We start from the raw sequence: 24,445 nt of genomic DNA on the forward strand, positions 1-24,445 counted from the left end.
CCGTTCATTCACCGTGCGTCTCCTCGACGTCCGCCCACACGCGTTTACCAAAGTGGAGTGGGTCAACGCCCCACCGGCCGCCGCTCAGCGCGTCCACGATCGTCAGCCCGCGCCCTGATTCAGCATCCGTGCCAGCTGTGCAGAACCGCGGAAGTTCTCGCGACAGGTCTACGACGGCGATGCGGACGCGTCGCTGGTTGAGGCGCGTGACGGTCACCCGTACCGTCTCCCGCTGTGCATGGATAACAGCGTTCGACATCAGCTCGGCGGTGACGAGCAGGCCCGCGCTCTCCAGATGCGCGAGACCCCATGAGTGCAGAGCCGTCGACGTCAGCCGTCGAGCGGCTCCCGCCGCCTGAGGGGTTCTCGGAAGGCTCTCGGTGTACGCCGGCTTCCAGCCTGCCCCGGTCTCAAGCAATGTGGCCGTCCCACGTCGAGGCCTGTCGGCAGTGATACCGCCCTCTGGGGAGTGTCTGGCCGGCATGGTGGCATTCACAGCCAGGTGACTTGGTTCAAGTATCGCGGCGGCCTTCTGTGCCTCGGAGGACTTCGTGGACCTCCAGTTCAGTGTCCAGATGCGGCCCTGCCCCAGACACGTCGTCTGACCTCGGCTCGCCGCGGGCACAGCTACCGAATCTTCCCGCCCAGCAGGCGAGTTGAGTACGCTCGAGCACGGCGACTCCCATCCAGTCGTCCACGCCCCGGGCCGGCGGCCAGCACCGCCCCCGGGTCCTTGGCGTACAGAGTGCTGTTCCCTCGAAGGTCCTGCCTCCAGGCGCCAGGTATACCCATGATGGGTACACATCGTGGGGAACCACCACGCAGACTCAGGCGAGCAGGGAGAGTTGCCGCATGATCTACCAGCCGCCCACGGCCTTGCCGCCCAGCCTCCTCACCGAGGAGGACATGCGGCGTGCGCTGACGGATCATGACTTCGGAACGGTCTTCCGTCTCGCACGAGAGCGGGCCGGAATCAGTTACTCGAAGATCGCCGCCGAGTGCGACATCAAACCCGACCGAGTCGGAACGCTCGCGCGGGGCCAAGGCCGGATCACAACCTTCGAAAAGGTGGTCCAGATCGCGGATGCTTTACGCGTCCCTGGACGCGTGCTCGGGCTCGCCACTCGCCCGTGGGAAGAGGCCGCTACTCCTGCTGGGAATGGAACATCCAGCAAAGAGAACGGATCGCACGTGCACCGCCGAACAATACTCCGGGCAGCAACCACCACCGGCCTCGCCTCTGCCCTCCCGGCCCTTCACCGGCCCGAAGCCCCGAAACGCATCGACGACCCCTACGTCGACCGGCAACGCGAACGCACCGCCCGGCTACGCCGCCTGGATGACGTCCTCGGCGGAGGCGACACGTACCGCGTGTATCTCGGTGAAGCCCAGTACACCAAGGGACTCCTCCGCCGCAGTTCCTTCGCCGGCGACTCGCGCCGCCGACTCACCGCCCTTTTCGCCGAGCAAGCCCAGCAGGCCGGGTGGGCAGCATTCGACGGCGGCCGAAAGAGCGATGCCGAGAGCCTCTACGCAGAGAGCCGCGATGCCGCACGCGCGGCACAGGACAGCGACCTCTACGGCAACAGTCTGGCGTTCCTCGCCTACAGCACCATCGCGAACGACCCGCGCGCCGCCGTGGCGTTCGCCCGCGACTCCTGCGCCACAATCACCGCCAGGACGCCGTCCTCCGTCCGCGCCCTGCTCTACGAGCGGCTCGCCTGGGCCTGCGCCGTCGACAACCAGCCCGCAGGCGCAGAGAGCGCCCTCGCCACCGCACGCCAAGCCCTCGCCGAAGCCCAGCACGGCGAGCCCCAACCGGACTGGTCGGCCTGGGTCGACGAGACCGAGCTCGACATCATGACCGGCCGCTGCTGGACCGAACTACGCCGCCCGCTCCGCGCCGTACCCGTCCTCACTGATGCCCTGAGCCGGTACTCCGACGACCACGCGCGCGACAAAGCGCTCTACCTCTCCTGGCTCGCCGATGCCTACCTCACCGCCGGCGAGGTCGAGCAGGCAGCCGTAACGACCTCCCGGGCACTCGAACTCTCGTCAACCGTCGCCTCCATCCGGCCCCGGCAACGCATCGCCCCGCTACTCGACCGACTCCGTCCCCACGCGGATCTCCCCACCGTCCGTGACGCCCTGGCGCAATCTGCCGACTAAGGGCTGTCCCGTAATCCCTGGCGGGCGCACGACGACAGCTACTTCCCCAAGCTCTCGGCTGCGCTCGAGCAGGGGAGGCGCCACTCTCGCCGCGTTGTCGGAACGCCCGAATACATCCAGTATGCGGACGTCCCTCCGCCTTGCGATGCACCGCATCTGACGCCGCGCGCTGATCCGCCAGGGATTACGGGACAGCCCTTAGGACGACACAGTGTCGGCAATCCACTGCTGGCATCGCTCAGCGCCCATCGTGATCGGTACGGCGCAGACCTCCGGGTTGTCCCACGGGTGATGCTCCAGGAGGTACTCCTCCAGCTCGGGATACTGGTCCGACGTCGTCTTGAGGAGGATCTGCCACTCCTCGCCGGTGCCGTACTCGCCCAGGTGCCAGAACACGCTGGTGACTGGCCCGACGATCTGGGCACCTGCCGCGAGTCGCTTTTGAACTGCCGGGCCGGCGAGGTCGATTGCCTGCTGCCGCGTCTCGGTGGCCGTGGATACCTGAACGTATTCAGTCATGCCCGGGAGCCTAACCAGCAGCCAGCTCAGTCAGACGCCCAGTCTGAAGATTACACATTGTGAAGGAGTGTGACAGTGACTGTCCGTCAGTGTCACACCGGGTCCGGGTCCGGGCCCTCAGGCAGTCGGCCGGTGGTGGGGCTGGCCTGCTTCTCCCAGGCCGCGCGCCAGATCGTCAGTTCGTCCTCGGTGTATCGAACAGTCTGCCCGTCCAGCTCGCCCTCGGGCACCGGGATGCCGCGCTCTCGAGAGCGTTTCAGGTAACTGCGCATCGTCGACGTCTTCCACGGCAGGATCCCCTTCTTCCACGCCTCCTCCAGCGAGTACCGGACCGGCACGGGGCGGCCTGAGGCATCGTTCGCCGACACGGGCTGACGGATCACGGGCGCCGCGTCCGCGGCCTGCTGCGGCAGGGCAGGGCGGCCGGGCGGAACGACGGGACTGTGCCCGCACACATGCGGCCGTTCCTGTTCGAGCAGCGGTTCCATCCCGGCCAGGATCCGGCGCAGGGGCGGACCCGGGGCGCCGGCCGCAAGCGCCTGCGCCGCGAGCTCGGGCACGGTGGAACCGGCGGTACGCAGGCTCGCCACCCTGTGGTTGCGCACCTCCACCGCGACGGCAAGTTCCTTGAGCAGCTGCGTCCAGTCCATGCCCGGCACAACGCCAACGCCCAACGAGGGTGACGGGCGGCCGTCCTGCTCTTACCCGGCCCACGACTCCCGCCTCCTGGCAGTGGTCACGTCTGGGTTCCTTCGACGCGGGTGATCTGGTCCTTCACGTACCGCTCTACGGCGCGCCGGGAGATGCGCAGCCCCTCGCACCGCGGGGGAAGCTGGACCTGGCCCTGCTCGGCCTGCCGGGAGGGCATCCATCCTGCTGCGCACGGCTACCCAAGAAGGCGACTATGCCTACTTCGTCGACATCGCCCACTTCATGGGCGGACTTTCGCTCGAACATCCGTCACTGGCACGCTGGCTCGACGGAGAACGCTCGACCCGGCTGCGCTGGCACGCCCAGGTTGCCGCTCGTCGGCTTCAGTAGCAGCCAATTACTTCACCCAGGTTCTCTGAAAATCGGGCAACGGTAGGCCCAAGGTCCGAAGTTGTCCGGGTGCACCCTGAAATGAGAGCACCCTAATTCGTGAGGGACTTAAGGTTATTAATGGCGGCAACCGGGATAAAGCGTCCACCCTTTTGACCGTCTATCCTGCTTGCGACGATTGCTGCGAGACGCCCTGTCTGCTTATGGAGTGCGGGAGATCCAGACAGTCCGGGGACAAGCCAATCCCCATCGACTCGGATCCATGAGCCGCTCTTCCCTTGAACGCGAACGACGCATGAGTAAATTTCGACTCGGTTCGCCGCCTTGTTGAATTCCCATCCTTGGACAGCTAGCTCGTCACCAGGGAGTGGCTCAAAACCGTCTAGGACGATTCCGTGATGTGGTGCACTAAGCTCACTCGATGGGCTTAGGCGAAGTACAGCCAAGTTCGGGAAAGGGGTGGGTCTTGGCTGCTCATCAAGATTGTCGGGCCTTGCTGGAACAGTCTCAATAACCACCCCTCCCGCCTGCTTTTCACCTTGATAAACTTGCCAACCGTCCGCGCCTTGGTAGGCAATGTTTGCTGTGGTGATCACATGAAATGCGTCAAACGGGATCCCAGCGCCAGTAAATGTTCCGCCTCTGTAAATCCTGACTGTTGCTTCTGACAGTAGAGCCTGCTGATCCCGCCAAACAGGTGACTGCAACGTTCGGCGACTCTTACTGAAATGCTCTGGAGTATCTGGCACGTAACTAAATTGGGTACCCAGGCCGCTCTGTTCGACTTTGGCGAGCTGGCGTTCCAAGTACTCACATCGCGCTTCAGCCTGCTCGTGCATACTGCAGGCTTCTCGCAACGCTCCCTTCAGTTGCCGGACCTCCTCCTCGAGTCGGTCGCGTTCCTCCTGTAGTTCAACGGGATCCGCAGCAGAACTCGGCGTTGCTGCGGTTTGGCTAAATGACGTGAAGTCTCCCATTTGGATTTCACGCGCCTGTACCTGAAGGTCCCGAAGTTGCCGTTCGCGATCCTGGAGTGTTTCCTCTAGCCATCGCTCCCGCGCGGCGGATTGCCGCGCTTCCCGGTCCGCTTCTTCCAGTTGATGCTCCAGCAGTTGAACTTTATGCATGGAAGTTCCGCTGGCTTTGAACGCGTCATTATGCAACTTGCGTAGGAGTGCAACAGCCTCGGCAGTAGCAATTCCGCCGCGCTTCTCTGCAGCATCCTGCAGCAAGTTGAAGACAAAATCCCACGAGGGTAGCCTGCGACCGCTTAGGTAACGGGAAACCGTTCCCGGGTTGTAGTGTCGGCGTACGGAATAGCGACGGGAAGAAACGTCAAGGGCAGATAGTAGTTCCCTGAGCGCCTTAGCCAAGGCCAAAGCTTCAGGTGTGACTTCTCCGCTGAGTGGCTGTAATTCACCCATAACGCCCCCTTGGTGTTGCCAGCAGTCTGGCAACAGTGCTGCACCTACCGCAGCATCAGATGCCTCTCAGAGCCTAGTCACTCAGAGCTCACGCCGACGAGAGAGGCAGCACGATGGAAAGTAGCAACCCCCACCCGAACCCGGAGAACTCCGGCCCCCTGCTGAGCGTGCATGCCGCACTCGTTCTACTCACAGCCGCATGCGTGGGTGCAGTCATCGGCGTGCTAGCGGCGCACAGCACGGGAGACACCGCCGGTTCCCTGCTTGCCGGCCTGTCGGGCTTCGGCATCAGCGCCCAGGCTCTGCACAAGCTAGTCGGTGGCTGAGACCTGTCCCGTAATTGGTCAGGGAGAGTAGTTGCCCCACGGCAATCGGGCTGGCTCAGGCTTCGAGGTGGCCCGGTCACCTTGCCGATCGCCGCAGGGTTTCCCGCCACTCGTCCATCACATCGCGGGACTCATCCAGGGCAGGATCCCGGCTTCCACCTGGTGCATAGGCCGGGGAACGGTCAGCGCGGAGCGGCACATGGGCGCAGTACCAGGCCCGCTCGGCGCCTGCCTGCTCAGCGGCCGTACCGGTCCGAAGGTAGTCGAGCAGTGCGGTCATGACCCGCCGGCGGCCGAAGACGTAGACCGCTGGTTCGACGAACCAGCGGCAGAAGCTGGGGTCCGGATCGTAGACGGCTGCGGCCGTCAACGGGACGAAGATCTCTTCGGGCAGGTGGGCACGTTCGAGCAGTGGCTTGCGCAACGCGTGGGCCAGGCGCCGTGCGCGGAGTGGTTCCGGCACGTCGGCCGCATCCCCGAGATCCATCAGTCGCGCCACCTCGGTGGCGCACGATAGGAATGTGCGTACCGATGCCTCGTTGTGCTCTTGGTCTGCCACGGCGACATTCTGGACCGACTCAGGCCAAGAGGGTACGGGACGGTGGCTACTTCTCATCGAATGAAACGATCACGTAGTGGCTGGTGTGATCACGGCGTCGGAGCCGTCCTAATTCCTTGGTAATGGTCAGTGGGAGCCGGGGGTTGCCACTGCCCGTTCGAGCGCCGGGGACCGATGCTCTTCTGTCGTCCCGGTCTTCCACAGTGCAGGTGGTGGCAGCCTCGCGGGCACCGACCGTACGCCTGGAGCCGTCTGGGCACTCGATCCCTTTATCCAGAGCGGCGGCGTTCGGTGTCTTCGAGGTCGCCATCACCGTCAACACTGTCCGCTTGATCACTCGTTGGTGTTGGTGGCGTGAGCCCGCCGCACGGCGACCTCCTGATAGTCCAGAGCCGTCAGAGCTCCCGAGAAGACCGAGGCCCGTGGGGTGCGCTGGTGCCACGAACGGCTAGTGAGGTGGCGGACCGACCGGATGGTCGAGTCCTGGAATTAGGTCGCTGCGTGGCCCGCATGCGCTCGCAACCAGCGCAAACATTGCATCCCTGGGGAGGAAAGGTTGATCTACTGCGGCATCGACTGGGCGGAGAGGACACACGACGTTGCCTTGGTCGACGACACCGGTCAGCTACTTGCAAAGCGACACATCACCGACGACGCGGCCGGCTACAGCAGCCTGATGGACCTGCTGGCCGAGTACGGCGACACGGAGGAGACCCCGATTCCGGTCGCGATAGAGACCTCCCGCGGTCTGCTGGTCGCGGTGCTGTCGGGCAGGCAAGCGGAAGGTGTTCGCGATCAACCCGATGGCTGCCGCCCGCTACCGCGACCGGCACGCGGTGTCCCGCAAGAAGTCCGACCCTGGCGACGCCCTGGTCCTGGCGAACATCCTGCGCACGGATATGCATGCCCACCGGCCGCTGCCGAACGACAGCGACCTGGCCCGTGCCATCGCCGTACTGGCCCGCGCTCAGCAGGACGCGGTCTGGAACCGGCAGCAGGTCGCCAACCAGCTCCGCTCGCTGCTGCGCGAGTACTACCCCGCTGCTCTGGATGCCTTCGCCAAGTGGGACAACGGCTTGTGCCGGCCGGAGGCCCGAGAGCTGATGAAGCTCGCGCCGACACCGGCCAAGGCCGCGAGCCTGACTCGCACCCAGATTACGGCGGCTCTCAAGCGTGCGGGCCGCAAGCGCGGCATCGAGTCGGACGTCGAGCGGCTGCGCGAGGCGTTCCGCACCGACTGGGCCCGTCAGCCCGAGCTTGTCGAGGACGCGCTCGGCAAGCAGACGCTCGCCCTCCTCGGACAGCTCACGGCCGCCTGCATCGCTGCCGACGACCTCGCCCAGGCCGTCGAGGAGGCGTTCCCGCAGCACCCGGACTCCGAAATTATCCTCAGCTTCCCCGGCCTCGGTATCCAGCTTGCTGCCCGGATGCTGGCCGAAATCGGAGACGATCGCACCCGCTTCGCGGACGCCCGCGGCCTGAAGGCTTACGCCGGCGCCTCACCCGTCACCCGGGCCTCTGGCAAGAAGTCCAGCATCACCAGACGATGGGTGAAGAACGACCGGCTCAACCACGCCGGCTACCTCTGGGCGTTCTCAGCGATCACTGCCTCGCCAGGTGCCAAAGCCCACTACCGGCGGCGACGTGACGACCACGGAGACTGGCACGCCGCTGGCCAGCGCAATCTGTTCAACCGGATGCTGGGCCAGCTCCACCACTGCCTCAAGAACGGTCATCTGTTCGATGAACGCACCGCGTTCCCGACGCCGCAGGCCCCAGCACTGGCGGTGGCGTAGGTGATCCCGCCGACTCACCGCCTCCCGGAGGTCGCTCCGCAGCATGCTTGAATCACCGGATGATCGACTGGTCCACACTCCACGACGCCTACGGCCCGGCCCACGCGATACCCGTGTTGCTGGACCGAGCTGTCGGTCGTGACCAGGAGGCCATCGACGGGCTTTGGGGGCGCTTGTGCCACCAGGGGACGATCACCCCGGCGAGCATCGCCGCACTGCCTCAGCTGGCGGACATCGCGAAAACCGAGGGCGCCGGGCACTGGGCGCTCGATCTGGCCGGAGCCATAGCAGGTGGCCTCCTTCAACCACACGGCGCCGACGAAGAAGTCGCCCGCCGTGCGGCGACCTTGGCCGAGCTTCGCGCCCTGGCCGCGGCCCGGCTGCGGCCTGGCCTGACCGGGAAGATCTACCTGAGCCGGTTGCGGACCATGCTCGCGTTCGACGGCCAGCCCTTGTGGTTCGAGGCCCTGGACGACTTCACCGATTCCTTCGTCACTGTCGCATGTCCGCACTGCGACGCACCGGTGACGATCGCAATCGGCGACTACGGCTGCTACTCCTCGATCCGCGACTGGAATCTGGGGGATGTCCACCAGGTCCCGCTCCGGCCGGCCACCCCGGACGAGCTGACCGGCACCGGGAGGATGTTGCACGAGACGGCCGTACGGGATGGCCAGCAACGGCTCGCCTGGGGGCTACCGCACCTGTTCGGCCAGGCGGAATGCCCAGGATGCGGAAGCGTCTTCGGCATCGCAGACGAATACGCGGCCACCCACGCACCCGCTCCATGGGACTTCGCCCGAGGCCACATCAAGGACGCTCTCTGATGACCACCGGCAGGGCCCTCCAAATCGAACAGTGAGCTCGTACCCGGTGTCCCGACTTGACGGCTCAGCGCCGTGAGGTGTCTGGATAGCCCCGTTCACCGGGCTGAGCCCTCGTTCATTCGGGAAGTTGGTGACACTTCTGCGGCGTAAGGGTGCGGACGCGGTCCGCAGGGGTCGGCCGTGGAGCCTGCCGCTGGAGGACCGGGCCCTGCTGGTCGCGGCCTACTGGCGCACGAACCTGACCTTGCGGCAGCTCGCTCCGCTGTTCGGGGTGTCCAAGTCGGCCGCGGACCGGATCATCGACCACCTCGGGCCGATGCTCGCCCTCCAGCCCCGCCAGCGGTTCGCCAAGGACGCGGTGCTGATCGTGGACGGCACCCTGGTGCCCACCCGCGATCACACCATCGCCGAGCAGTCCAAGAACTACAGGTACTCCCCGAACCACCAGGTCGTCATCGATGCCGACACCCGACTCGTCGTCGCGGTCGACCGATCGTTGCCCGGAAACCGCAACGACTGCAAGGTGTGGGAGGAGTCCGGCGCGAAGGCCGCCGTCGGCAAGACCATGACGATCGCCGACGGCGGCTATCCGGGCACCGGGCTCGTGATGCCCCACCGACGACACAAAGGCGAAGAGCTGCCCGACTGGAAACAGGTTCACAACAAGTCCCACAAACGAGTCCGCGCCCGTCGAGCACGTCTTCGCCCGCATGAAAACCTGGAAGATCCTCCGCGACTGCCGCCTCAAAGGCGACGGCGTCCACTACGCCATGCTCGGAATCGCCCGGATGCACAACCTCAACCTCGCCGGATAGACGAGCGGTCGGATCGATCACCGACCACGTTCACACCAGTCAGAGATCATTTACGGGACAGGTCTTAGCACCATCTGGCACTTTCGGACACCACCGCACATCTGCGCGTCATGAACATCTCCCACTCTCCTCCCACCCGTCTCCCGCTACGGAGACCGGGAGGCGTGCAACCCCGAACGGGATGCGAACGCAAAGTCGCGGAAACGGAGAAGGGCCCGCACAGGGCCCTTCTCCGTGGGCCGAAACGCACTTGCCGCTCGACCGCCTGCGGGATGCCATGCCCACATCAGCAGAGTGGCGCCGGTCTTGGTCCTTGCAGGCTACGAGGACGAAGTGATGGAGCCGCTGAGGCGGCCAGCCGAGACACGTACGTGGCACGGCTCTTTCGAGCGGATACCCGACTGGTTCGTGAACCGTCAGAAGCGTGGCGGGCGTCAGCGTTGCCATGGCGCCGCAGATGGCCTTCCTCAGCGATCCAGTCGTCAGCGCAACCGCCGTGGGCCGACGGCACTTCGGACATTTCGCGCGAGGCTGCTTCAGTGCCGGCCCGGCCTGGCCGAATCCTCCGGCCATCGCGTCGGTGATCTCTACTCTGGCCACATGCCCGAACTGAACGCCGTAGACGCGCGAGACATGGCGCCCGGCCGCGTCGCCGGACCGTAGGCGGTCTCAACGTGCCGCGGGGGCGACACAGTGTGCAGGCCCACGCCAGGCGCTCAGAGGAACCGCAGCCCCTTCGCCAGGCAGTGCCGCTCGGATGCTTGGCAGCCAGGAAGCCCGCTACCGCTACACGCCGTCAAACCTCCGGAGTCGCCGTCATGAGTCCTGCACCAGTGAGCACGTGCTCCAACTCCAGTTGCTCAGGCGTTGTCATTCCGGGGAACACCTCGTGCCTTACGCACGCCACCTCTCCGGGGCGCAGGGCCTATCTCGCGGGACTCACCCCCGGCTCCGACATCGACCACCGGGGCACCCCGCTCCCCGGCTTCGTACTCGAGCCGCTCCTCCAGGCCCTCCACGACCCCGCCACCGATTGCATCAGAATCGGCAAAGCCGATTTCAGGGACGCAGAGCTCGAGGAGGCCCTATTCGACAATGCAGAGTTCTCCGGACCCGCCAAGTTCGACGGAACGAAATTCCGCGAAGCCGTATCATTTGCCCACTCACGATTCCTTGGTGGCGCCTCGTTCGACGGGGCCAATTTTCACGAAATGGCCGCGTTCACCCAGGCTCACTTCTCCGGGCAAGCCCGATTCGACGAAGCAGAGTTCGATGACTACGTAACATTCGACGCCACACAGTTCTCCGGATTAGCCACATTCAACAGGACACGGTTCTCCGGTGCGGCCAGATTCAACGGAAGCAAGTTCGATGGTCAAGCAACCTTCCTGAAGGCGCAATTCTCCGACGGCGCATCGTACTATGCGGCACAGTTCTCCGGTTTCGCCGACTTCGGCTGGGCAGAGTTCTCAGACGATGCCACGTTCACCGCAGCGAACTTCCATGCGCATGCCGGGTTCCGCGGGGCCCAATTCACCGCAGGCTCCGCGTTCGCTATGACACGGTTCTCCGGCGACGCCATTTTTACCAACGCACACTTCTCCGGCCCATCGAACTTCGGCGCGTCGGAGTTCTCCAGCGAGGCCGGCTTCAGTGGGGCGAGATTCTCCGGCGAAGCCGGGTTCGGCGAGACACAATTTTCTCGCAACGTCTCATTCGAAGCCGCACACTTTGCGCTGACAACCCGGTTCGGACCGGTGGTGTGCGCGTGGGAGATCGATCTGTCCGGTGCGGTGTTCGAGATGCCGGTAACAGTGGAGCTCGCGGCCCGTGCAGTACGTTTCGAGAGGACCCGTTGGGAATCTACGGCAACCCTTCGCCTCCGCCACGCGACTGTGGACCTGAGTCATGCCGTGCTGACCAATCCGGTGGCGATCACAGCCCATCCGACACCCTTCATGGTCGGCACCAGCACCGTGGTATCGGAAGACCTGCTGCAAGGCCCCCGGAGTGCGATACGGGTGGCCTCCGTGCGAGGGGTGGATGCTGCGCATCTGGTACTCACGGACGTCCTCCTCGTCGACTGCCTGTTCGCCGGGGCGTTCCATCTGGACCAGCTCCGCCTGGAAGGACGCTGCGCTTTCGCCGCCGCCCCCATCGGCCTCCACCGCCGCTACCTCATATGGCCGTACCGGTGGAGCCGGCGACGCACTCTGGCCGAAGAGCACCACTGGAGGGCGCAGGCCGCCGGCCAAACCGCCCCACCAGCGGGCCGGCAGCCCTCTCCGCGCGCCTGGCGCACCGGCCCACACCACTCCAACCTGGACCTCACCCCCGACCCGGAGGACGTGGCCACGCTCTACCGGCAGTTGCGCAAGGCATTCGAGGACGGCAAGAACGAGCCTGGGGCGGCCGACTTCTACTACGGCGAGATGGAGATGCGCCGCCACGACCGAACCGACACCCCGGCCGGCGAACGGTTCCTGCTGTGGGGGTACTGGCTGCTCTCCGGCTACGGCCTGCGCGCCTCTCGAGCCCTTGGCTGGCTGATCTCCGCAGTGGTCGCCACGATCGTCCTCATGATGGGGCTCGGCCTTCCCGACTCCTCACCCCACGAGGTAGCCACGGGCACGGTGCCCGTCGGTGGCGGGCAGGTGACCCTGACCGTCGACAAGGAGGACCCTCGGCTGACGTTGCCTGTCGGTGACCGGTTCACCGGGGAACGAGCCGACAAGGCCGTGCAGGTGGTTCTGAACTCCGTAGTGTTCCGTGCCAGCGGCCAGGACCTCACCACCTGGGGCACGTACACAGAGATGGTCAGCCGCTTCACCGAACCCGTACTGCTCGCCCTGGCCGTCCTCGCCATGCGTAGCCGCATCAAGCGCTGACTTCACTGCTGCCGTTGAGATGAGTGCTCGCAGTGTCGGCGTACGTATCGATCGCTGAACGAAGTCTGGCGTGGGTCAGGACCGGCTCGTAGCCGTGCATCGCTGCGGTCCAGTGCCCTTCCCCGTGATCGATGGTCTCTTCCAGCCCGCCAAGAACCCTCGCAAGGGCGATCACTGCGGCCTGCACCTCTTTTGCTGCACGGTGGACGCCCGCCGGACCTTCGAGGCCCACGTACCGCACTGCGGCAATTGCCTTGACCGGATCGCGCGCTTCGCGGATCTGGCCGCGGTACCGCTCCTTCGTTTCGTTGTCCAGGACCTGCGGGTCACCCGAGAGGCTGCCGGTCAGCTCCTCGATCAGTTCACACGCCATCGCGAGGATCCCGCCTGTCGCCGCCTCGTACTCGTTCAAGACGCTCAGCAGGTTCGTGTACGCCTGCTGTTGTGCTGTCCTCCGCGTCGCGTTGAGGGACCCCTGGTAGGCGCTGCGGGCCGCCTCCGCGGTCCGCTTCCCCTGGATGCTCGCAGACACAACTGCGGCTGCGCCTCCGATCACCGCACCCAGAAGGGCTCCGCCACCGCCCACCACGGCGACCATCATTTCGCTGTCCATGTCGCCAATCCTGCCCTCAAAGGTGAACACGGTGACTCCAGTTCGACGGACTGCGAGAAGGGGCGAAGCCACGTCACCGTCCACCCGGGACATTGAGTCACCTCGAGATGCGCCGCCCGTGCGCCCCTTCTCCCGATGGCCCGTTGGCCGCCCGCGGGGCGTTCGGTAGCAGCGCATCACGGCACGGTCCGTGTGCGGGTCGCGGCGCTGCGCGGCGGCTGGAGGTGGTCGGCCGGGACGCCTTTCACGAAGACGCTGCCGCTCCCGGCCTCCAGGACGGAGGTGATGCCGGAGGTCATGCGGCCGACCACGGTCGCGGCCTGGCGCACGGCGCCGGTCATGTCGGCGACTGCCTGCCGGGCGTCGGCGCGAAGTCGTGATCCGTAGCCTCCACACTGGCATAGAGATCCTTTCTTCCCCCGCAGTCCGGTGGAGCTTGGCCAGGGGCCGACGCGTACGGCACATACGACGTGTGCCGGCCATCGCGCGACCGGACCATCCAGCGGTGCGGCGCTTCAGGGACTCGGCGATCGCGCCGATCCACCTGTCCAGGGGTCCGGACGACCGGATGCGGACCCGCGCGCCTGGGGCCACGCTGGAGGTATGGCTACTCCCCCGATCGTGATCCACCGACCGACACCGTCCGGCGCGCGTCTCGTCACCGTCCACATCGCGGGCCGGCAGGAAAAGCTCGGGCTCGCCCACAGCGATCACGATGTCATCGTGTTCCTGGCCGATGCCGGCATGGCGGACCCTGCGCGGGCCCTCGACACTCCCTCGCTCGTCGAGTGGCAGGGCGCCGCCGCCCACGAGTTCGCGGCGGCCTGACCAGTGCGCTGCGGGCCTTCCCCGATCGCGGATGGGCGGACCTTCGCCTCGTGCGGGACGCGGACTCGGCAGCGGCAGCGGCAGCGGCAGCGGCAGCGGCAGCGGCAACGGCAACGGCAACGGCAACGGCAACGGCAACGGCAACGGCAACGGTACGCGGTATCGAACGCGGCCCAGCCGCCACCTCAGCGGATCGCGGGAACGAACTCCCGGACTGCGCGTGTCAGTTCCTCGGGGCGGTCCAGTGGGATCGGCGTACGGCTGCCGGAGAGCTCGACCGGCTCTCCTGCGCGCGGAGAGCGGCGAGGCGCTGTCCGCGCCCCGGGCGGCATGACCCGTTCGCCGGCGGCCAGGACGCGTCCATCATCAGCCCGTGCAGCAGGACCACCACGGGGCCGTCGCCGCCGGTGTCCTCGTACTCGATCGTCCCGGCGGACGGCCCGATCTCCTTCATGGCCGTCCTGCCCGGGGCGCCTCGGTGCGGCCGGCCGCCGGTGCGGCGAGCAGGTGGCGGCGCAGGAACGACAGCTCGGCCTGGACGGCCGGCTCGTGCTGTTCCATGAACGGGGCGTAGTGGCCGCCGGGCAGGTGGACCACTTCGGCCCGGGGTGCCCGCCCGGCAGCACGGACGGCCGGGGCGCTGAGCGCCGTACGGTCCTGGTCGCACACGAGCACCAGCAGCGGGGAGCGCACCTGCGGTGTGTCGCGGCCGGGCCGGTACAGGGCGACGCCCGGGACCGAGCGGGCGGCGATCTCCTGCTGCCACTGCGGGTACCGGTTACCGGGGTTGAGGGCCCTGTCGCCCTCGACGGCGTCCGGCGTGGAGAGCATCGCGACGGTGCCCGGCTCGCCCGCGAGCGGCACCAGCAGGGGGCGCCGGCCGAGCAGACCACCGGCCGCGTCCAGCAGGACCCTGGCGGTGAGCCGGAGCATCGCGAGTGGCTTCTGGTGACGGCTCGCGTTGCGCGAGGCGGCCGGCCCGTCTGCGTTCGGCGTCTGGGCGACTGCCGCAGCCAGACCCGGATTGCGCGCCGCGACGCGCAGGACGTGGCCGCCGGACAGGGAGAAACCCCAGATGGCGATCCGCGCCGGGTCTGCCTCCGGCAGCGATGCGGCGAACGCGATCGCCGCCTGCCAGTCGTCGAGCTGATCCTTGATCCGTACGGTCTGGCGAGGGCCGCCGCCACTCTCGCCGAGGCACCGGTAGTCGAAGGCGAGAACCGTGAAGCCGGCGGCGCTGAACCGGGCGGCAAACGGGTCAGTGCCCGGCTCCTTGGTCACGCCACCGCCGCCGGCCATGATCACGCAGCCGCCGTTCGTCCCTGGGTAGTGCCAGGCGGCGCAGTACGTACCGCCGACGGCGAAGCGGACCTTCTCGCGTATTACGGACGTGTCCATGCCGACCTCCGGGTGGGCGGATTCATCCCTCCCAAAAAGTGAACCACGTGGTTCACATCCTGTCCATGGCCCTTCGCCCGCCGCCCCGACGCGTCCGTCCGGAGCTCCTCGTCCGACACCCCGACGCGAGGGAATCCCTACGCGTCGGCGGCCTCCTCCCGTTCCAACGCACGGACCAGGGCGTCGAACCCGGCGGCGACCCCCTCCGTGTCGCCGCTCGTCCGGGCGTCGACCAGGAATCCGCGCAGGGTCGCCAGCACCATCTCGGCGACCTCCAGCTTGCGGCGGTCGGTCCAGCGGTCCGGGCAGACGGACAGAAGAGTGGGCAGGTACTGCTGGGACGCCTCACGGCCGAGGGCGGTGTAGCGCTCGGAGTCGTACATGGCGAGGCCGATGGCCTGGTCCAGCACCCGCGCCTCCTCGCCGACCAGGATGGGCCAGATCGCGCGTACCCATTCCCCCAGCGAGCGGCGGACCGATCCATCGGTGGCGGCCGCCAGGGCCTTGCGGATGCGCCGCTCCCGCAGTTGGACCACGGCCTGCACGAGGAGGTCGTCGGCCCCGTCGAAGTGATAGAGCAGCACCTTGTGCGTGGCACCGGCGGCCTTCGCGGCACGGCGCAGCGAGAAGTCCACGAGCCCGTTGGCCGCCAGGTCCTCGGTGACCCGCTCCAGCAGTTCCCGCCGCCGGGCCTCACCGCGCGGCGACCCGGCCGATCGCCGGTATCCGGCCCGCTCCGGTGCGTTCTCGTCGGCAGAGATGTTCATGGCCACAGCTTCCCCGATGCACCGCCCGGACACCGCCGCGGCCCACTCCGGCGGTCGGCAGACGGCAGACGGCAGACGGCAGACGGCAGACGGCAGACGGCAGACGGCAGACGGCAGACGGCAGACCTTAGGCCTGAGGCCGCGCGCCGCCGGGGCTATCGCGCCTGACGCCGCACTGCCCCCGCCCCGCCGGAGCGGGTACGGGGGCAGTGCGGACCGCTGAGCAAGTGGTGTCACTCGGTCTCGACGAACGGCGGAAGATCGGGTTCGACGAACAGCCCCTGGTAGCGCGGTGTCGGTACGGCCTCGACACGGCCCGGGGCCTCGGACGCCGAGCCCGCCCCGCTCTCGTCCGAGCGCCGCTGGACCTGGCGGGGCGGGGTATCAGCCATCGGGTCTCCTGTTTACATCGCAGTTGCTTGTGAGGGCCCCCGGGGCGCCGTCCGGTCCCTCGGACCGCGGCTGCTTCAGGGGTGTGCCACCGTCCCGGTCCCACACCCACCAGGGCACCGGTATCCGACGAGGCCTGCTGAGACTATCCGTTGCCGCAGGTCCGGCCGTAGGCGCCGTCGCCGGGTCTGCCCGTCATTCGCCTTCCCGGCCGCATCAACGGGTGACTACAGCCCATACGAGAGCCGCCGCGACGGCTGCCGCGTAGCAGCCAGCGGCAGCCCTGACCGCGGCCACCCGGGCCCGGGCACTCCATGAAGTGAGGGCGAGGAGGCGGGCCAGCACCGGGAGTACGAGCACGGCGTGGAGGCTCACACCGTGCAGAGGCTTGAGCGGCGCGGTGGAGGAGTACGCCGCCAACTGGTGCCCGGTGCGGGTGAGATAGACCCCCCGCGCGATCATGGCGGCGCCGGAGAGCAGCCCGATGAGGAGAATGCCGAAGCCCGCCCGCAGCGCCGGGGCCATGCCGGGCGGCCCCCCGGGCCGCCGGGTGAACGCGGCAACGGACAACGTGGCGAGAATGCCGACCAGTGCTCCCCCGCCGACCGCCAGCGCCATGGAGACCGCCGTGTCGAAGGAAGTTTCCATGTTGAAGTGGGACGGCACCCGTCGCCATGCCTGCAAGGTGATGCCGGCGACCTCCAGCACGCAGTCGGCCGCGAACAGGCCCAGCAGCACGGCCCGGGTCCGGACACCGATCCGCAGGTACGAGGAGATCCAGGTGACCGCGAGCAGCGTCAGGCCGAAGGAGAGCCCGAAGGTCACGGCTTTGCGCCAGGACACCGGGCCTTCCCAGGAGCCGCCGTCGGCGGTGAGGACCCCGGCATGCACCAGCCCCGAACCGAAGAGTACGACGGCTGTCGCGTAACAGAGCCGCTCGACCGGGCGCACACCCCGCCACCAACGGACGAGCGCGGCCGGACGGGGGACGCGGTCGTCCGGCACGGTTACCGGGGAAGCTGCTGGGATGCGGTTTTCCATGGTGCGGAGCCTCCCCCGGCGCCCGCCCGGCCGTCGTCGTCCGCCGGAAGGCTGCTGCCGTACCCCCCGGGGAGTACGGCGCCGCCCGTCGGCCCGCGGCAGGAAGACCGATGTCATCGGCGCCCCGCCGGGTGAACCGCCGCCCCTGCGGGCCGCGTACGCCCTCAGCGGGCTTCGCGGTCCTCCTGCCACCGGGCATACGGGACGCGGGAGATCTCCCGTACGCCTCCGAAGGTGCCCCACTCGTCCTTGCCGAGCCGGGTCAGCGGGCGCAGCGCGGTCACTTCCGGATGCCCGTCCGCCATGACGCCCTCGTCGACCGCGGCATGGACCACGCGGCCGAACACGACAGTGGAGTCGCCGAGCAGAACGGTGCTGTGGAGCTCGCACTCGAGCGCGGCCGGCGCCCCCGCCACGCGCGGCGGCTTCACCCGCAGGCTGGGTTCCTGCTCGACGCCCACAGCCTCGAACTCGCTGATGCCGCGCGGGAAGTCGGTGGCCGTGGCGTTGATCTGCTCGAAGAGGTGTTCCGGGGCGAAGTTGACGACGAAGGAGCCGGTCGCCTCGATGTTGCGCAGCGTGTCCTTGCGCCCGACCGAGGTGAACTGGACGACGGGCGGGCTGACGCAGGCGATCGTGAAGAAGGAGTGGGGCGCCAGATTGGCCGTCCGGCCGTCCGGGGTGACGGTGGAGATCCACGCGATGGGCCGGGGCACGACCAGCGCGGTCAGCAACCGGTAGAAGGCCGAGGACTGCGTGGTCCGAGGATCGAAGTCGACGCGCATGAACAGCAGTATCCCAGTGTGGCCGTGGTATTCCAGCCAGGGATCCCCGGCTGCCCTGAACCTGCACGACGACCTTTCCATGCGCTTTCCGCATAGGTTATGCACCCTGGATCGTGGTGCGTCCTGTACCTACATGGGCACTGCTTCGCACCGCCCCCTCCGCGGTGCGAAGCAGTGTCCATGCTGACCTTCCCTGCGGTGGATTTCGCCGCTGGGACGACGTGTTCGCACGGGGCATTCCTGTGGCCGGGTTCGGCCAGGGTGGGCACGGTGGTTGCCGCCGCAATGTCCGTGACTCCGCTCAACGGGGCGATTCTTCCCCTATGGCGCGAGTCGGGCCCTTTCCGTGCTTCTGGTGCGTCCACTTGCTGAGTGAAGCGCCGCCGCCAAGATCGTGAACTCGGTTAACATTTCCCCCGGCCATGAATCGGCCTGACGGGCGGCCGGTGGGCATGCCCACCACCGTGTCGTCGTCGCCCGGACACGGGCGACGGCAACGCGCTGAAGGATGACGCCGACACGCTGACGACGGGACACCCCCAAGCCCGTCCCCAGCGCGACAGCACCTCACGAGGAGAGTGCGGTACGTGCGTCCCGCAGCCCTCCTCCTAAGGACAAGACATGACGCTAGATCGAATTCCTCAACCCGCAAAGGTCCGGGCGCGCCACCAACAGGGCCTCACGCGCCAAACAGGTCTGCGACACCATCGTGAGCCGGGACGCCCGGACACCACGGACATCCCGCAGCTCCCCGGCACGACCGCAACAGCCTTCACGCGGCTGAACGCATCAGCCGCCACACGGCTGGGAGTCAGCCCGGACAAGTACGCCCACCTGGTCGGCATGGCCCCCCAGCATCTGGCGGGCGACCGCTACCGCACTCCGTCGTCCACCAATGTCCGCATCTGGGAACTCATGACCCTGCGGGCCCCATGGCATGAGGTCTCACTGCACATGGCGCACCAGAGCACCCTGGGAACCCTGGGGCTCTGGGACTACCTCCTCACCCAGGCGGCGACGCCGCTCGAAGGACTTCGCGACGCCGCCCGCTTCGTTGCCACGGTGGCTGACGCCGGCACCGAGGCCCTCCGTATCGAGGAGAACGAGCAGCACATCACTCTCAGCCACATCAACGCGGCCGACCTCACCGACGAGGTCGCATCCGCCATACGGGCCTACTCCCTGAGCCTGTTCCGGCCGCGGATCAGCGAGAGCACTCGCCGCGCAATCACGCCCACCAAGGTCGCCCTCGCGGCCCGCGCCCCCCGGACCCACGACAGCCTCATACAGCTGTACGGCACTCGCGCCATCGACTTCGCCGGCCCGGTCAACTCCATCACCTTCAAGACCGCCGACCTCACCGCGCCGCAACCGCACGCTCCCGGCCTGTCCGGCCTTCTCCGAAGACACGCGGAACAGCTGCTCGCCGAAGCCATTCCCCTGCGCGACTGGCTCGACATATTCCGCGCCGACCTCCGGGCGGCCCGGAACGAGGAGATCCCCACCCTTCAGTCCGCAGCCCGGCAGATGTCTCTCAGCACCCGCACCCTCCAGCGCCGACTTGAGGAGCATCAGACCACCTGGTCGCAAGAACTCCAGGCACTACGCCGCGAACAGACTCTCCGTCTGCTCTCTTCGACCGACCTGTCCCTCAGCTCCATCGCCGAACGAGTCGGCTACGCCGACACCGGCGGGGTGCGCCGTGCCGTCCAGCGCTGGACCGGACAACCTGTCGCGGCGGCCCGTGCACACAACGACGACTGTCACCCGAGGGAACCGGGAATCGCTCGAGACAGCTCCTGACGTCGGCATCGGCGAGCACGGCCCGGGGCCTGTTCCGGCCGCCGGACACCCAGGCACCCAGGCACCCAGGCACCCAGGCACCCAGGCACCCGGAGACAGCGCGCTCCCTCCGGCAGGCCCTCCTACGCCTCGGTGTCCTCCGGGCCGCCCGGCCCCTCGGAGCCGAACTGCTCGGCCCGCAGGGCGAGGTCCTGGAGCACATCCGCGGACGTCACGTCCGTCTGCCCCGAATCGTGCACCTGGGCCAGCATCGCGAACGCCAGGGTGAACGCGCCGACCAGTTGCTCCACCGCGCCCCCGACCTCCCGGCCGACCAGGGCGACCACGTCCTCGATCGTGGCGTCCTCGGGGATCGCGATCCGCGGCATCGTCTCGTTGAGGAGGGCGGTCACCACGGTCGAATCGGCGCTGGGGTCGTCGCGGTCCGGGTTCTCCTCCAAGAGCCGGCGCATCTCGCCCGCTTCGGTGAGGATGCCGATCACACGCTTCACGACTTCGCTCTGCTCCATCCCGCGAGCATAGGTGCAGGCGCACCGGCCGACGAGGACAACGGCCGCCCGCGGTCCGCCGTGCCGGGCCGGCGGACGACGAGTCCCACGCGCGTGCCCCCGCACGGGGCGGACGGCGAGTCCCATCGCGCATGCCCCAGCACCGGGCGGACGACCGGTCCCACCGCGCGCGCCCCTGCACGGGGCGCCGTCCGGCCGTAGCGTACGAGGCAGGTCCCCGGCAGGCCTGCCGGCCCGGCGGGCGGTCCGGGCGCCGTGCGGGCGTGCCGGCCCGGGACTCGTACCACCGGATTCAGGAGGCGTCCATGACCAGTACCGAGCTTCCCGTCGTCGCCGCGGTCGACGGGTCCACGCACAGCGGTGACGCGCTGGACTGGGCGGCCCGGGAGGCGGCCGGCCGGGGGCTTCCCCTGCTGATCGTGCACGTCCGTCTCCTGACCCGGCGTGCGGACCCGGAGGCGCAGGAGCGCGAGGCGGCGGAACTCCTCGCGCAGGCCGTGCGCCGTGTGAACGGGATCGCTCCCGGGCTGCGTCCCACGACGCTCGCACCCCTCGACTTCCCTTCGGCCGCGCTGGTCGCGCTGAGCCGTGACGCCTCGCTGGTGGTGGTCGGCTCGCGCGGGCTGGGCGGATTCCGTTCCCTGATGCTGGGCTCCAACAGCCTGGCGACCGCCTCGATGGCCAAGTGTCCTGTGGTCGTCATCCACGGCGGCCGGCGGGACGAGGAACCGGATGAGACCGCTGCGGAGGTCTTCCCGGACGTCGTCGCCGGAGTGGCCGCCGACGAGAGCAGTGAGGCGGTGCTGGAGTTCGCCTTCGAGACGGCGGCGGTCCGCCCCGGTGCGCGGCTGCGGATCGTGCACGGATGGACCATGTTCTCGTCGATGCTGTCCGGCGGACCCGTCTTCGACCGGGACGCGGCGGCCGACGCGGCCGAACGGTCCCTGGCCGAGCTGACGGCCGGCTGGCGCGAGAAGTATCCGCAGGTCGAGGTCGTGAAGGAACCGGTGAACGGCTCCGCGTCGCGCACCCTGGTCACGGCGTCGGCGACCGCGGCCCTGACCGTGATCGGACGGCGCAAGGGCGGTGAGTCCCTCGGGCTCGGCCTCTCACCCGTGGCGCAGACGACGCTCACGCACGCGCTGGGCCCGGTGGCCGTGGTTCCCTGCTGACACCGTGGTTCCGCCGTCCGCCACCGCCCCCGCGGCGACGGTGGCGCCCGGCCTGTTCCTGTGGCTCGCGGCCCGCCGCGGGTGCACGGCCCTTGGCCCCTGACGCCCGTGGGCCCACACTGACCCGATGACGCAGCGCGTGGATCTCTCGACCGTGATGGACCGGCTCTCCATCGATGCAGTGATCACCGGCTACGCGGTGGCGGTGGACGACGGCGCCTGGACGGACTACCGGGCCCTGTTCACCGCGGACGGCCGCGCCGACTACCGCACCGCGGGCGGTGTCGAGGGCCCCTCGGCCGAGGTAGCGCAGTGGCTCTCGCAGACCATGCTGCTCTTCCCCGTACGGCAGCATCTGATCGTCAACCGCCGCCTGGACCTCCAGGACCTCGGCGGCTACCCGGGCGACCGGGCCCGGGTGCAGGCCGACTACATGAACCCGATGCGGCTCGTGGGCGGACCGGACGCCGGCGGCGCCGAGGAGGCCGGCGCCGGGGACGGTCCGACCGCTCCGAACTTCGTCTCGGGCGGGCGGTACGCCTTCGAACTGCTCCGTACCGACGGCGGCTGGCGGATCCACCGCGTGACGGTCCACGAGAAGTGGCGGACGCTGTCGGGCTCCTTCTCCGGCGTTTGATCCGCCCCGGCCTGCTTCCGCTGCCCCACACTGGGGGAAGAACAGCGGGAACGGGTTCCGGATGATCCCTGCCACCGGGCAGGACGAGGAGGTGCGCCATGCCGAGCTGGGCCGGGCGGCACGAGCGGGGCGGACGGATACTCGGTTCAGCGCTGTGGCGCGGGTGCGCCGCGCTCCTGTCCGGTGCGCTGCCCGCGCTCGCGTTCCCCGCGCCGGGACTGTGGTGGTTCGCCTACGTCGCGCTGATCCCGCTGCTGCTCCTGATCCGGTCCGCGGGCACGGCGCGCAGGGCGGCGCTCGACGGCTGGCTCGGCGGGACGGGCTACATGCTGGCGGTGCACCACTGGCTGATGCCGAGCCTGCATGTGTTCATCGTCGTCCTGGCGGCCCTGCTCGGTCTGCTGTGGGCCCCGTGGGGGCTGCTGGTCTCCCGGCTGCTGGGCGGGCCGTCGTCCGGCGCCGGGGTCGCGGCGGCCGTGATCGTGATCCCGTGCGGCTGGCTGATGATCGAGATGGCCCGTTCCTGGGAGGGGCTCGGCGGCCCCTGGGGGCTTCTCGGCGCAAGCCAGTGGCAGGTGACACCGGCGCTCCGGCTGGCGTCCGTCGGCGGGGTGTGGCTGGTGAGCCTGCTGATCGTGGCCGTGAACACCGCGCTGACCCTGCTGCTCGTGTCGCCGGCCGCCCGCACGGCCGGCGCCGTCTCGCTCGTGGCGGGCGCTCTGGCGGTGGGTTCGGTGTGGGTGTGGGCACCGCAGCCGGAGAGGTCGGGCACCGCGCGGATCGCCGTCGTGCAGCCAGGTGTCATCGAGGGTCCGGGCAGCGTGCAGCGCCGCTTCGCCCGCAGCGAGGAGCTGACGCGCTCGCTGGCCGGCCGGGATCTCGACCTGGTGGTGTGGGGCGAGAGCAGCGTCGGGGTCGATCCGGCCCGGCGGCCCGAGGTCACCGCCCGGATCGCCGCACTGTCGCGCCTGGTGGGCGCCGACGTGCTGGTCAACGTGGACGCCAGACAGACCGACGCGTCGGGCCGGACCGGCATCTTCAAGAGCGCCGTACTGGTGGGCCCTCGGGGACTGACCGGGGACCGCTACGACAAGATGCGGCTGGTTCCCTTCGGCGAGTACATCCCGGCCCGTTCGGCACTCGGGTGGGCCACCTCGATGGGCAAGGCTGCGGGCGAGGACCGGCTGCGCGGCACGCGTCCGGTGACGATGACGCTGCCGGGTGCGAACGGCCTGCACATCGGCCCGCTGGTCTGCTTCGAGTCCGCGTTCCCCGACATGAGCCGGCGGCTGACCCGGGACGGTGCGCAGCTCCTGATCGCCCAGTCGTCGACGTCCTCGTTCCAGCACGGGTGGGCGCCCGGCCAGCACGCCTCGTTGGGCGCGCTGCGGGCCGCCGAGAACGGCCGCCCGATGGTGCACGCCACACTGACCGGCATCAGTGCGGTGTACGGCCCGCAGGGGCAGCGCATCGGCGCTCCCCTCGGTACGGGCACGAGCGGAGCGGCGGTGTACGGCGTACCGCTGGCCCGCGGCAGCACGCTGTATGTGCGGCTGGGCGACTGGCCCTTGTACGGCGCACTGGGGGTGCTGGCGGCCTTCTGTGCCGTCGAGGGTGTGCGGTCCGTACGCAGGGGTGGCCCGGAGCCCGTGGGTGAGGGCGCCGCCGTGGTCCCGGCCGGCGGTCCAAAAGCGGTGCTCCCGGACCGTACGGCCGCGAAGGCCCCGGCCGACTCGGCGCCGTGAGTCCGTCCGTCAGGCGGCCCGGCCCGGTCCGTTGACCGTGACGATGTCGCCCATGGCGTCGACGGTGAGCGCGAGGCGTTCGACCTTGTTGGTCACGCCGAGAACCAGCCACATCGCGCCCCACAGGAAGCAGGTGAACACCGTCAGGACGGCGTGCAGCACATGGTTCAGCGGCCGGCCGCGGACCATGACGGCCTGGGTCTCGGAGCGGGACTCCACCCGCCAGCCGCTCGCGATGCGCTGGTTGACCGCCCAGTCGAGGATCAGGGCACGCTGCAGGGCGTCGGGGGGCCGCCCGTCCGCCGAGTAGTACCCCGGCGGCGGCTGGAGCGCACCCCAGCCCTGTGGCTCACGGTGGGGCTTCACGAGGTCACCTCCACGGGCCGGCGGTCC

Annotated in this window: 23 protein-coding genes and 4 pseudogenes; 11 read left to right on the forward strand and 16 right to left on the reverse strand. The window is 68.5% G+C overall.

What is annotated here, in order from left to right:
• Positions 1 to 4 precede the first annotated feature (4 nt).
• Positions 5 to 805, reverse strand: coding sequence for an ATP-binding protein (locus OG782_RS04660; RefSeq protein ID WP_406448117.1), 801 nt, complete (start codon positions 803 to 805; stop codon positions 5 to 7).
• Positions 806 to 906: 101 nt separating this feature from the next.
• Between OG782_RS04660 and OG782_RS04665 the strand changes: the two are divergent.
• Positions 907 to 1,095: pseudogene (locus OG782_RS04665) on the forward strand (helix-turn-helix domain-containing protein); the annotation flags it as partial.
• Positions 1,096 to 1,191: 96 nt separating this feature from the next.
• A complete protein-coding gene (locus tag OG782_RS04670; RefSeq protein WP_406458850.1) occupies positions 1,192 to 2,169 on the forward strand; it encodes an XRE family transcriptional regulator in 978 nt (325 codons plus the stop codon).
• A gap of 198 nt (positions 2,170 to 2,367) precedes the next feature.
• On the opposite strand, the gene cutA is transcribed toward OG782_RS04670, so the two are convergent.
• The 5 genes from cutA to OG782_RS04695 all read right to left on the reverse strand — a co-directional run bounded on the left by cutA (position 2,368) and on the right by OG782_RS04695 (position 6,038).
• A complete protein-coding gene (cutA, locus tag OG782_RS04675; protein ID WP_406448118.1) occupies positions 2,368 to 2,688 on the reverse strand; it encodes a divalent-cation tolerance protein CutA in 321 nt (106 codons plus the stop codon).
• A 92-nt stretch (positions 2,689 to 2,780) separates the two neighbouring features.
• Entirely contained in the window at positions 2,781 to 3,338 is a 558-nt protein-coding gene (locus OG782_RS04680; RefSeq protein ID WP_406448119.1) for a hypothetical protein, read from the reverse strand.
• Between the two features lie 86 nt (positions 3,339 to 3,424).
• Complete coding sequence (locus tag OG782_RS04685) at positions 3,425 to 3,556, reverse strand: hypothetical protein (protein WP_406448120.1); 132 nt, start codon at positions 3,554 to 3,556, stop codon at positions 3,425 to 3,427.
• A 265-nt stretch (positions 3,557 to 3,821) separates the two neighbouring features.
• On the reverse strand, positions 3,822 to 5,153 hold the full coding sequence (locus OG782_RS04690; protein ID WP_406448121.1) for a hypothetical protein: 1,332 nt from the start codon (positions 5,151 to 5,153) through the stop codon (positions 3,822 to 3,824).
• A 402-nt stretch (positions 5,154 to 5,555) separates the two neighbouring features.
• Positions 5,556 to 6,038 carry a hypothetical protein gene (locus OG782_RS04695; protein WP_351398936.1) on the reverse strand — a complete coding sequence of 161 codons (483 nt, stop codon included), beginning with the start codon at positions 6,036 to 6,038 and terminating at the stop codon, positions 5,556 to 5,558.
• A 556-nt stretch (positions 6,039 to 6,594) separates the two neighbouring features.
• Between OG782_RS04695 and OG782_RS04700 the strand changes: the two are divergent.
• The 4 genes and pseudogenes from OG782_RS04700 to OG782_RS04715 all read left to right on the forward strand — a co-directional run bounded on the left by OG782_RS04700 (position 6,595) and on the right by OG782_RS04715 (position 12,364).
• Positions 6,595 to 7,834: pseudogene (locus tag OG782_RS04700) on the forward strand (IS110 family transposase).
• 59 nt (positions 7,835 to 7,893) lie between these two features.
• Positions 7,894 to 8,661, forward strand: coding sequence for a hypothetical protein (locus OG782_RS04705; RefSeq protein WP_406448122.1), 768 nt, complete (start codon positions 7,894 to 7,896; stop codon positions 8,659 to 8,661).
• Positions 8,662 to 8,746: 85 nt separating this feature from the next.
• Positions 8,747 to 9,476: pseudogene (locus OG782_RS04710) on the forward strand (transposase).
• An 818-nt stretch (positions 9,477 to 10,294) separates the two neighbouring features.
• On the forward strand, positions 10,295 to 12,364 hold the full coding sequence (locus tag OG782_RS04715) for a pentapeptide repeat-containing protein (RefSeq protein WP_406448123.1): 2,070 nt from the start codon (positions 10,295 to 10,297) through the stop codon (positions 12,362 to 12,364).
• Here OG782_RS04715 and OG782_RS04720 read toward each other — a convergent pair.
• Both OG782_RS04720 and OG782_RS04725 read right to left on the reverse strand, forming a co-directional pair.
• Positions 12,354 to 13,007 carry a hypothetical protein gene (locus tag OG782_RS04720; protein ID WP_406448124.1) on the reverse strand — a complete coding sequence of 218 codons (654 nt, stop codon included), beginning with the start codon at positions 13,005 to 13,007 and terminating at the stop codon, positions 12,354 to 12,356. The genes OG782_RS04715 and OG782_RS04720 overlap by 11 nt on opposite strands.
• Before the next feature lie 146 nt (positions 13,008 to 13,153).
• Positions 13,154 to 13,318, reverse strand: a complete 165-nt coding sequence (locus OG782_RS04725) for a hypothetical protein (RefSeq protein WP_406448125.1) — start codon at positions 13,316 to 13,318, stop codon at positions 13,154 to 13,156.
• Between the two features lie 262 nt (positions 13,319 to 13,580).
• Between OG782_RS04725 and OG782_RS04730 the strand changes: the two genes are divergently transcribed.
• Positions 13,581 to 13,805: a hypothetical protein gene (locus tag OG782_RS04730; RefSeq protein WP_406448126.1), complete on the forward strand. Its 225-nt coding sequence runs from the start codon at positions 13,581 to 13,583 to the stop codon at positions 13,803 to 13,805.
• A gap of 352 nt (positions 13,806 to 14,157) precedes the next feature.
• On the opposite strand, the pseudogene OG782_RS04735 reads toward OG782_RS04730, so the two are convergent.
• From OG782_RS04735 to OG782_RS04760, 6 genes and pseudogenes are all read right to left on the reverse strand, one after another.
• Positions 14,158 to 14,259: pseudogene (locus tag OG782_RS04735) on the reverse strand (alpha/beta fold hydrolase); the annotation flags it as partial.
• Positions 14,256 to 15,203 carry an alpha/beta hydrolase gene (locus OG782_RS04740; RefSeq protein ID WP_406448127.1) on the reverse strand — a complete coding sequence of 316 codons (948 nt, stop codon included), beginning with the start codon at positions 15,201 to 15,203 and terminating at the stop codon, positions 14,256 to 14,258. The pseudogene OG782_RS04735 and the gene OG782_RS04740, both read right to left, overlap by 4 nt.
• A gap of 137 nt (positions 15,204 to 15,340) precedes the next feature.
• Entirely contained in the window at positions 15,341 to 15,970 is a 630-nt protein-coding gene (locus OG782_RS04745; protein WP_406448128.1) for a TetR/AcrR family transcriptional regulator, read from the reverse strand.
• Positions 15,971 to 16,203: 233 nt separating this feature from the next.
• Positions 16,204 to 16,362: a hypothetical protein gene (locus OG782_RS04750; RefSeq protein WP_406448129.1), complete on the reverse strand. Its 159-nt coding sequence runs from the start codon at positions 16,360 to 16,362 to the stop codon at positions 16,204 to 16,206.
• A gap of 214 nt (positions 16,363 to 16,576) precedes the next feature.
• Positions 16,577 to 17,401 (reverse strand): hypothetical protein, encoded by an 825-nt coding sequence (locus tag OG782_RS04755; RefSeq protein ID WP_406448130.1) that lies wholly within the window; start codon positions 17,399 to 17,401, stop codon positions 16,577 to 16,579.
• Between the two features lie 164 nt (positions 17,402 to 17,565).
• Positions 17,566 to 18,186: a flavin reductase family protein gene (locus OG782_RS04760; protein ID WP_406448131.1), complete on the reverse strand. Its 621-nt coding sequence runs from the start codon at positions 18,184 to 18,186 to the stop codon at positions 17,566 to 17,568.
• A 621-nt stretch (positions 18,187 to 18,807) separates the two neighbouring features.
• Between OG782_RS04760 and OG782_RS04765 the strand changes: the two genes are divergently transcribed.
• Entirely contained in the window at positions 18,808 to 19,989 is a 1,182-nt protein-coding gene (locus OG782_RS04765; RefSeq protein WP_406448132.1) for a helix-turn-helix domain-containing protein, read from the forward strand.
• A gap of 122 nt (positions 19,990 to 20,111) precedes the next feature.
• On the opposite strand, the gene OG782_RS04770 is transcribed toward OG782_RS04765, so the two are convergent.
• Positions 20,112 to 20,498, reverse strand: coding sequence for a hypothetical protein (locus OG782_RS04770; protein ID WP_406448133.1), 387 nt, complete (start codon positions 20,496 to 20,498; stop codon positions 20,112 to 20,114).
• Between the two features lie 305 nt (positions 20,499 to 20,803).
• Here OG782_RS04770 and OG782_RS04775 point away from each other — a divergent pair, with 305 nt between their 5' ends.
• The 3 genes from OG782_RS04775 to lnt all read left to right on the forward strand — a co-directional run bounded on the left by OG782_RS04775 (position 20,804) and on the right by lnt (position 24,052).
• A complete protein-coding gene (locus OG782_RS04775; RefSeq protein WP_406448134.1) occupies positions 20,804 to 21,670 on the forward strand; it encodes a universal stress protein in 867 nt (288 codons plus the stop codon).
• Between the two features lie 127 nt (positions 21,671 to 21,797).
• A complete protein-coding gene (locus OG782_RS04780; RefSeq protein ID WP_406448135.1) occupies positions 21,798 to 22,307 on the forward strand; it encodes a nuclear transport factor 2 family protein in 510 nt (169 codons plus the stop codon).
• 98 nt (positions 22,308 to 22,405) lie between these two features.
• On the forward strand, positions 22,406 to 24,052 hold the full coding sequence (lnt, locus tag OG782_RS04785) for an apolipoprotein N-acyltransferase (RefSeq protein ID WP_406448136.1): 1,647 nt from the start codon (positions 22,406 to 22,408) through the stop codon (positions 24,050 to 24,052).
• 9 nt (positions 24,053 to 24,061) lie between these two features.
• Here the strand turns inward: lnt and OG782_RS04790 are convergent, their stop codons facing one another.
• The gene (locus OG782_RS04790) at positions 24,062 to 24,418 is read right to left on the reverse strand and encodes a hypothetical protein (RefSeq protein ID WP_406448137.1); all 357 of its coding nucleotides are present in this window, start codon (positions 24,416 to 24,418) and stop codon (positions 24,062 to 24,064) included.
• Positions 24,419 to 24,445 lie beyond the last annotated feature (27 nt).

It is taken from the genome of Streptomyces sp. NBC_00876 (assembly GCF_045207435.1).
GTDB lineage: Bacteria > Actinomycetota > Actinomycetes > Streptomycetales > Streptomycetaceae > Streptomyces.

What these genes read in the sequence shown, in the direction of transcription:
- OG782_RS04660 (WP_406448117.1), bottom strand. Translation starts at nt 805, where the DNA reads ATGTGTACCCATCATGGGTATACCTGGCGCCTGGAGGCAGGACCTTCG.
- cutA (WP_406448118.1), bottom strand. Translation starts at nt 2,688, where the DNA reads ATGACTGAATACGTTCAGGTATCCACGGCCACCGAGACGCGGCAGCAG.
- OG782_RS04680 (WP_406448119.1), bottom strand. Translation starts at nt 3,338, where the DNA reads ATGGACTGGACGCAGCTGCTCAAGGAACTTGCCGTCGCGGTGGAGGTG.
- OG782_RS04685 (WP_406448120.1), bottom strand. Translation starts at nt 3,556, where the DNA reads ATGCCCTCCCGGCAGGCCGAGCAGGGCCAGGTCCAGCTTCCCCCGCGG.
- OG782_RS04690 (WP_406448121.1), bottom strand. Translation starts at nt 5,153, where the DNA reads ATGGGTGAATTACAGCCACTCAGCGGAGAAGTCACACCTGAAGCTTTG.
- OG782_RS04705 (WP_406448122.1), top strand. Translation starts at nt 7,894, where the DNA reads ATGATCGACTGGTCCACACTCCACGACGCCTACGGCCCGGCCCACGCG.
- OG782_RS04715 (WP_406448123.1), top strand. Translation starts at nt 10,295, where the DNA reads ATGAGTCCTGCACCAGTGAGCACGTGCTCCAACTCCAGTTGCTCAGGC.
- OG782_RS04725 (WP_406448125.1), bottom strand. Translation starts at nt 13,318, where the DNA reads ATGACCGGCGCCGTGCGCCAGGCCGCGACCGTGGTCGGCCGCATGACC.
- OG782_RS04730 (WP_406448126.1), top strand. Translation starts at nt 13,581, where the DNA reads ATGGCTACTCCCCCGATCGTGATCCACCGACCGACACCGTCCGGCGCG.
- OG782_RS04740 (WP_406448127.1), bottom strand. Translation starts at nt 15,203, where the DNA reads ATGGACACGTCCGTAATACGCGAGAAGGTCCGCTTCGCCGTCGGCGGT.
- OG782_RS04745 (WP_406448128.1), bottom strand. Translation starts at nt 15,970, where the DNA reads ATGAACATCTCTGCCGACGAGAACGCACCGGAGCGGGCCGGATACCGG.
- OG782_RS04750 (WP_406448129.1), bottom strand. Translation starts at nt 16,362, where the DNA reads ATGGCTGATACCCCGCCCCGCCAGGTCCAGCGGCGCTCGGACGAGAGC.
- OG782_RS04755 (WP_406448130.1), bottom strand. Translation starts at nt 17,401, where the DNA reads ATGGAAAACCGCATCCCAGCAGCTTCCCCGGTAACCGTGCCGGACGAC.
- OG782_RS04760 (WP_406448131.1), bottom strand. Translation starts at nt 18,186, where the DNA reads ATGCGCGTCGACTTCGATCCTCGGACCACGCAGTCCTCGGCCTTCTAC.
- OG782_RS04765 (WP_406448132.1), top strand. Translation starts at nt 18,808, where the DNA reads ATGACGCTAGATCGAATTCCTCAACCCGCAAAGGTCCGGGCGCGCCAC.
- OG782_RS04770 (WP_406448133.1), bottom strand. Translation starts at nt 20,498, where the DNA reads ATGGAGCAGAGCGAAGTCGTGAAGCGTGTGATCGGCATCCTCACCGAA.
- OG782_RS04775 (WP_406448134.1), top strand. Translation starts at nt 20,804, where the DNA reads ATGACCAGTACCGAGCTTCCCGTCGTCGCCGCGGTCGACGGGTCCACG.
- OG782_RS04780 (WP_406448135.1), top strand. Translation starts at nt 21,798, where the DNA reads ATGACGCAGCGCGTGGATCTCTCGACCGTGATGGACCGGCTCTCCATC.
- lnt (WP_406448136.1), top strand. Translation starts at nt 22,406, where the DNA reads ATGCCGAGCTGGGCCGGGCGGCACGAGCGGGGCGGACGGATACTCGGT.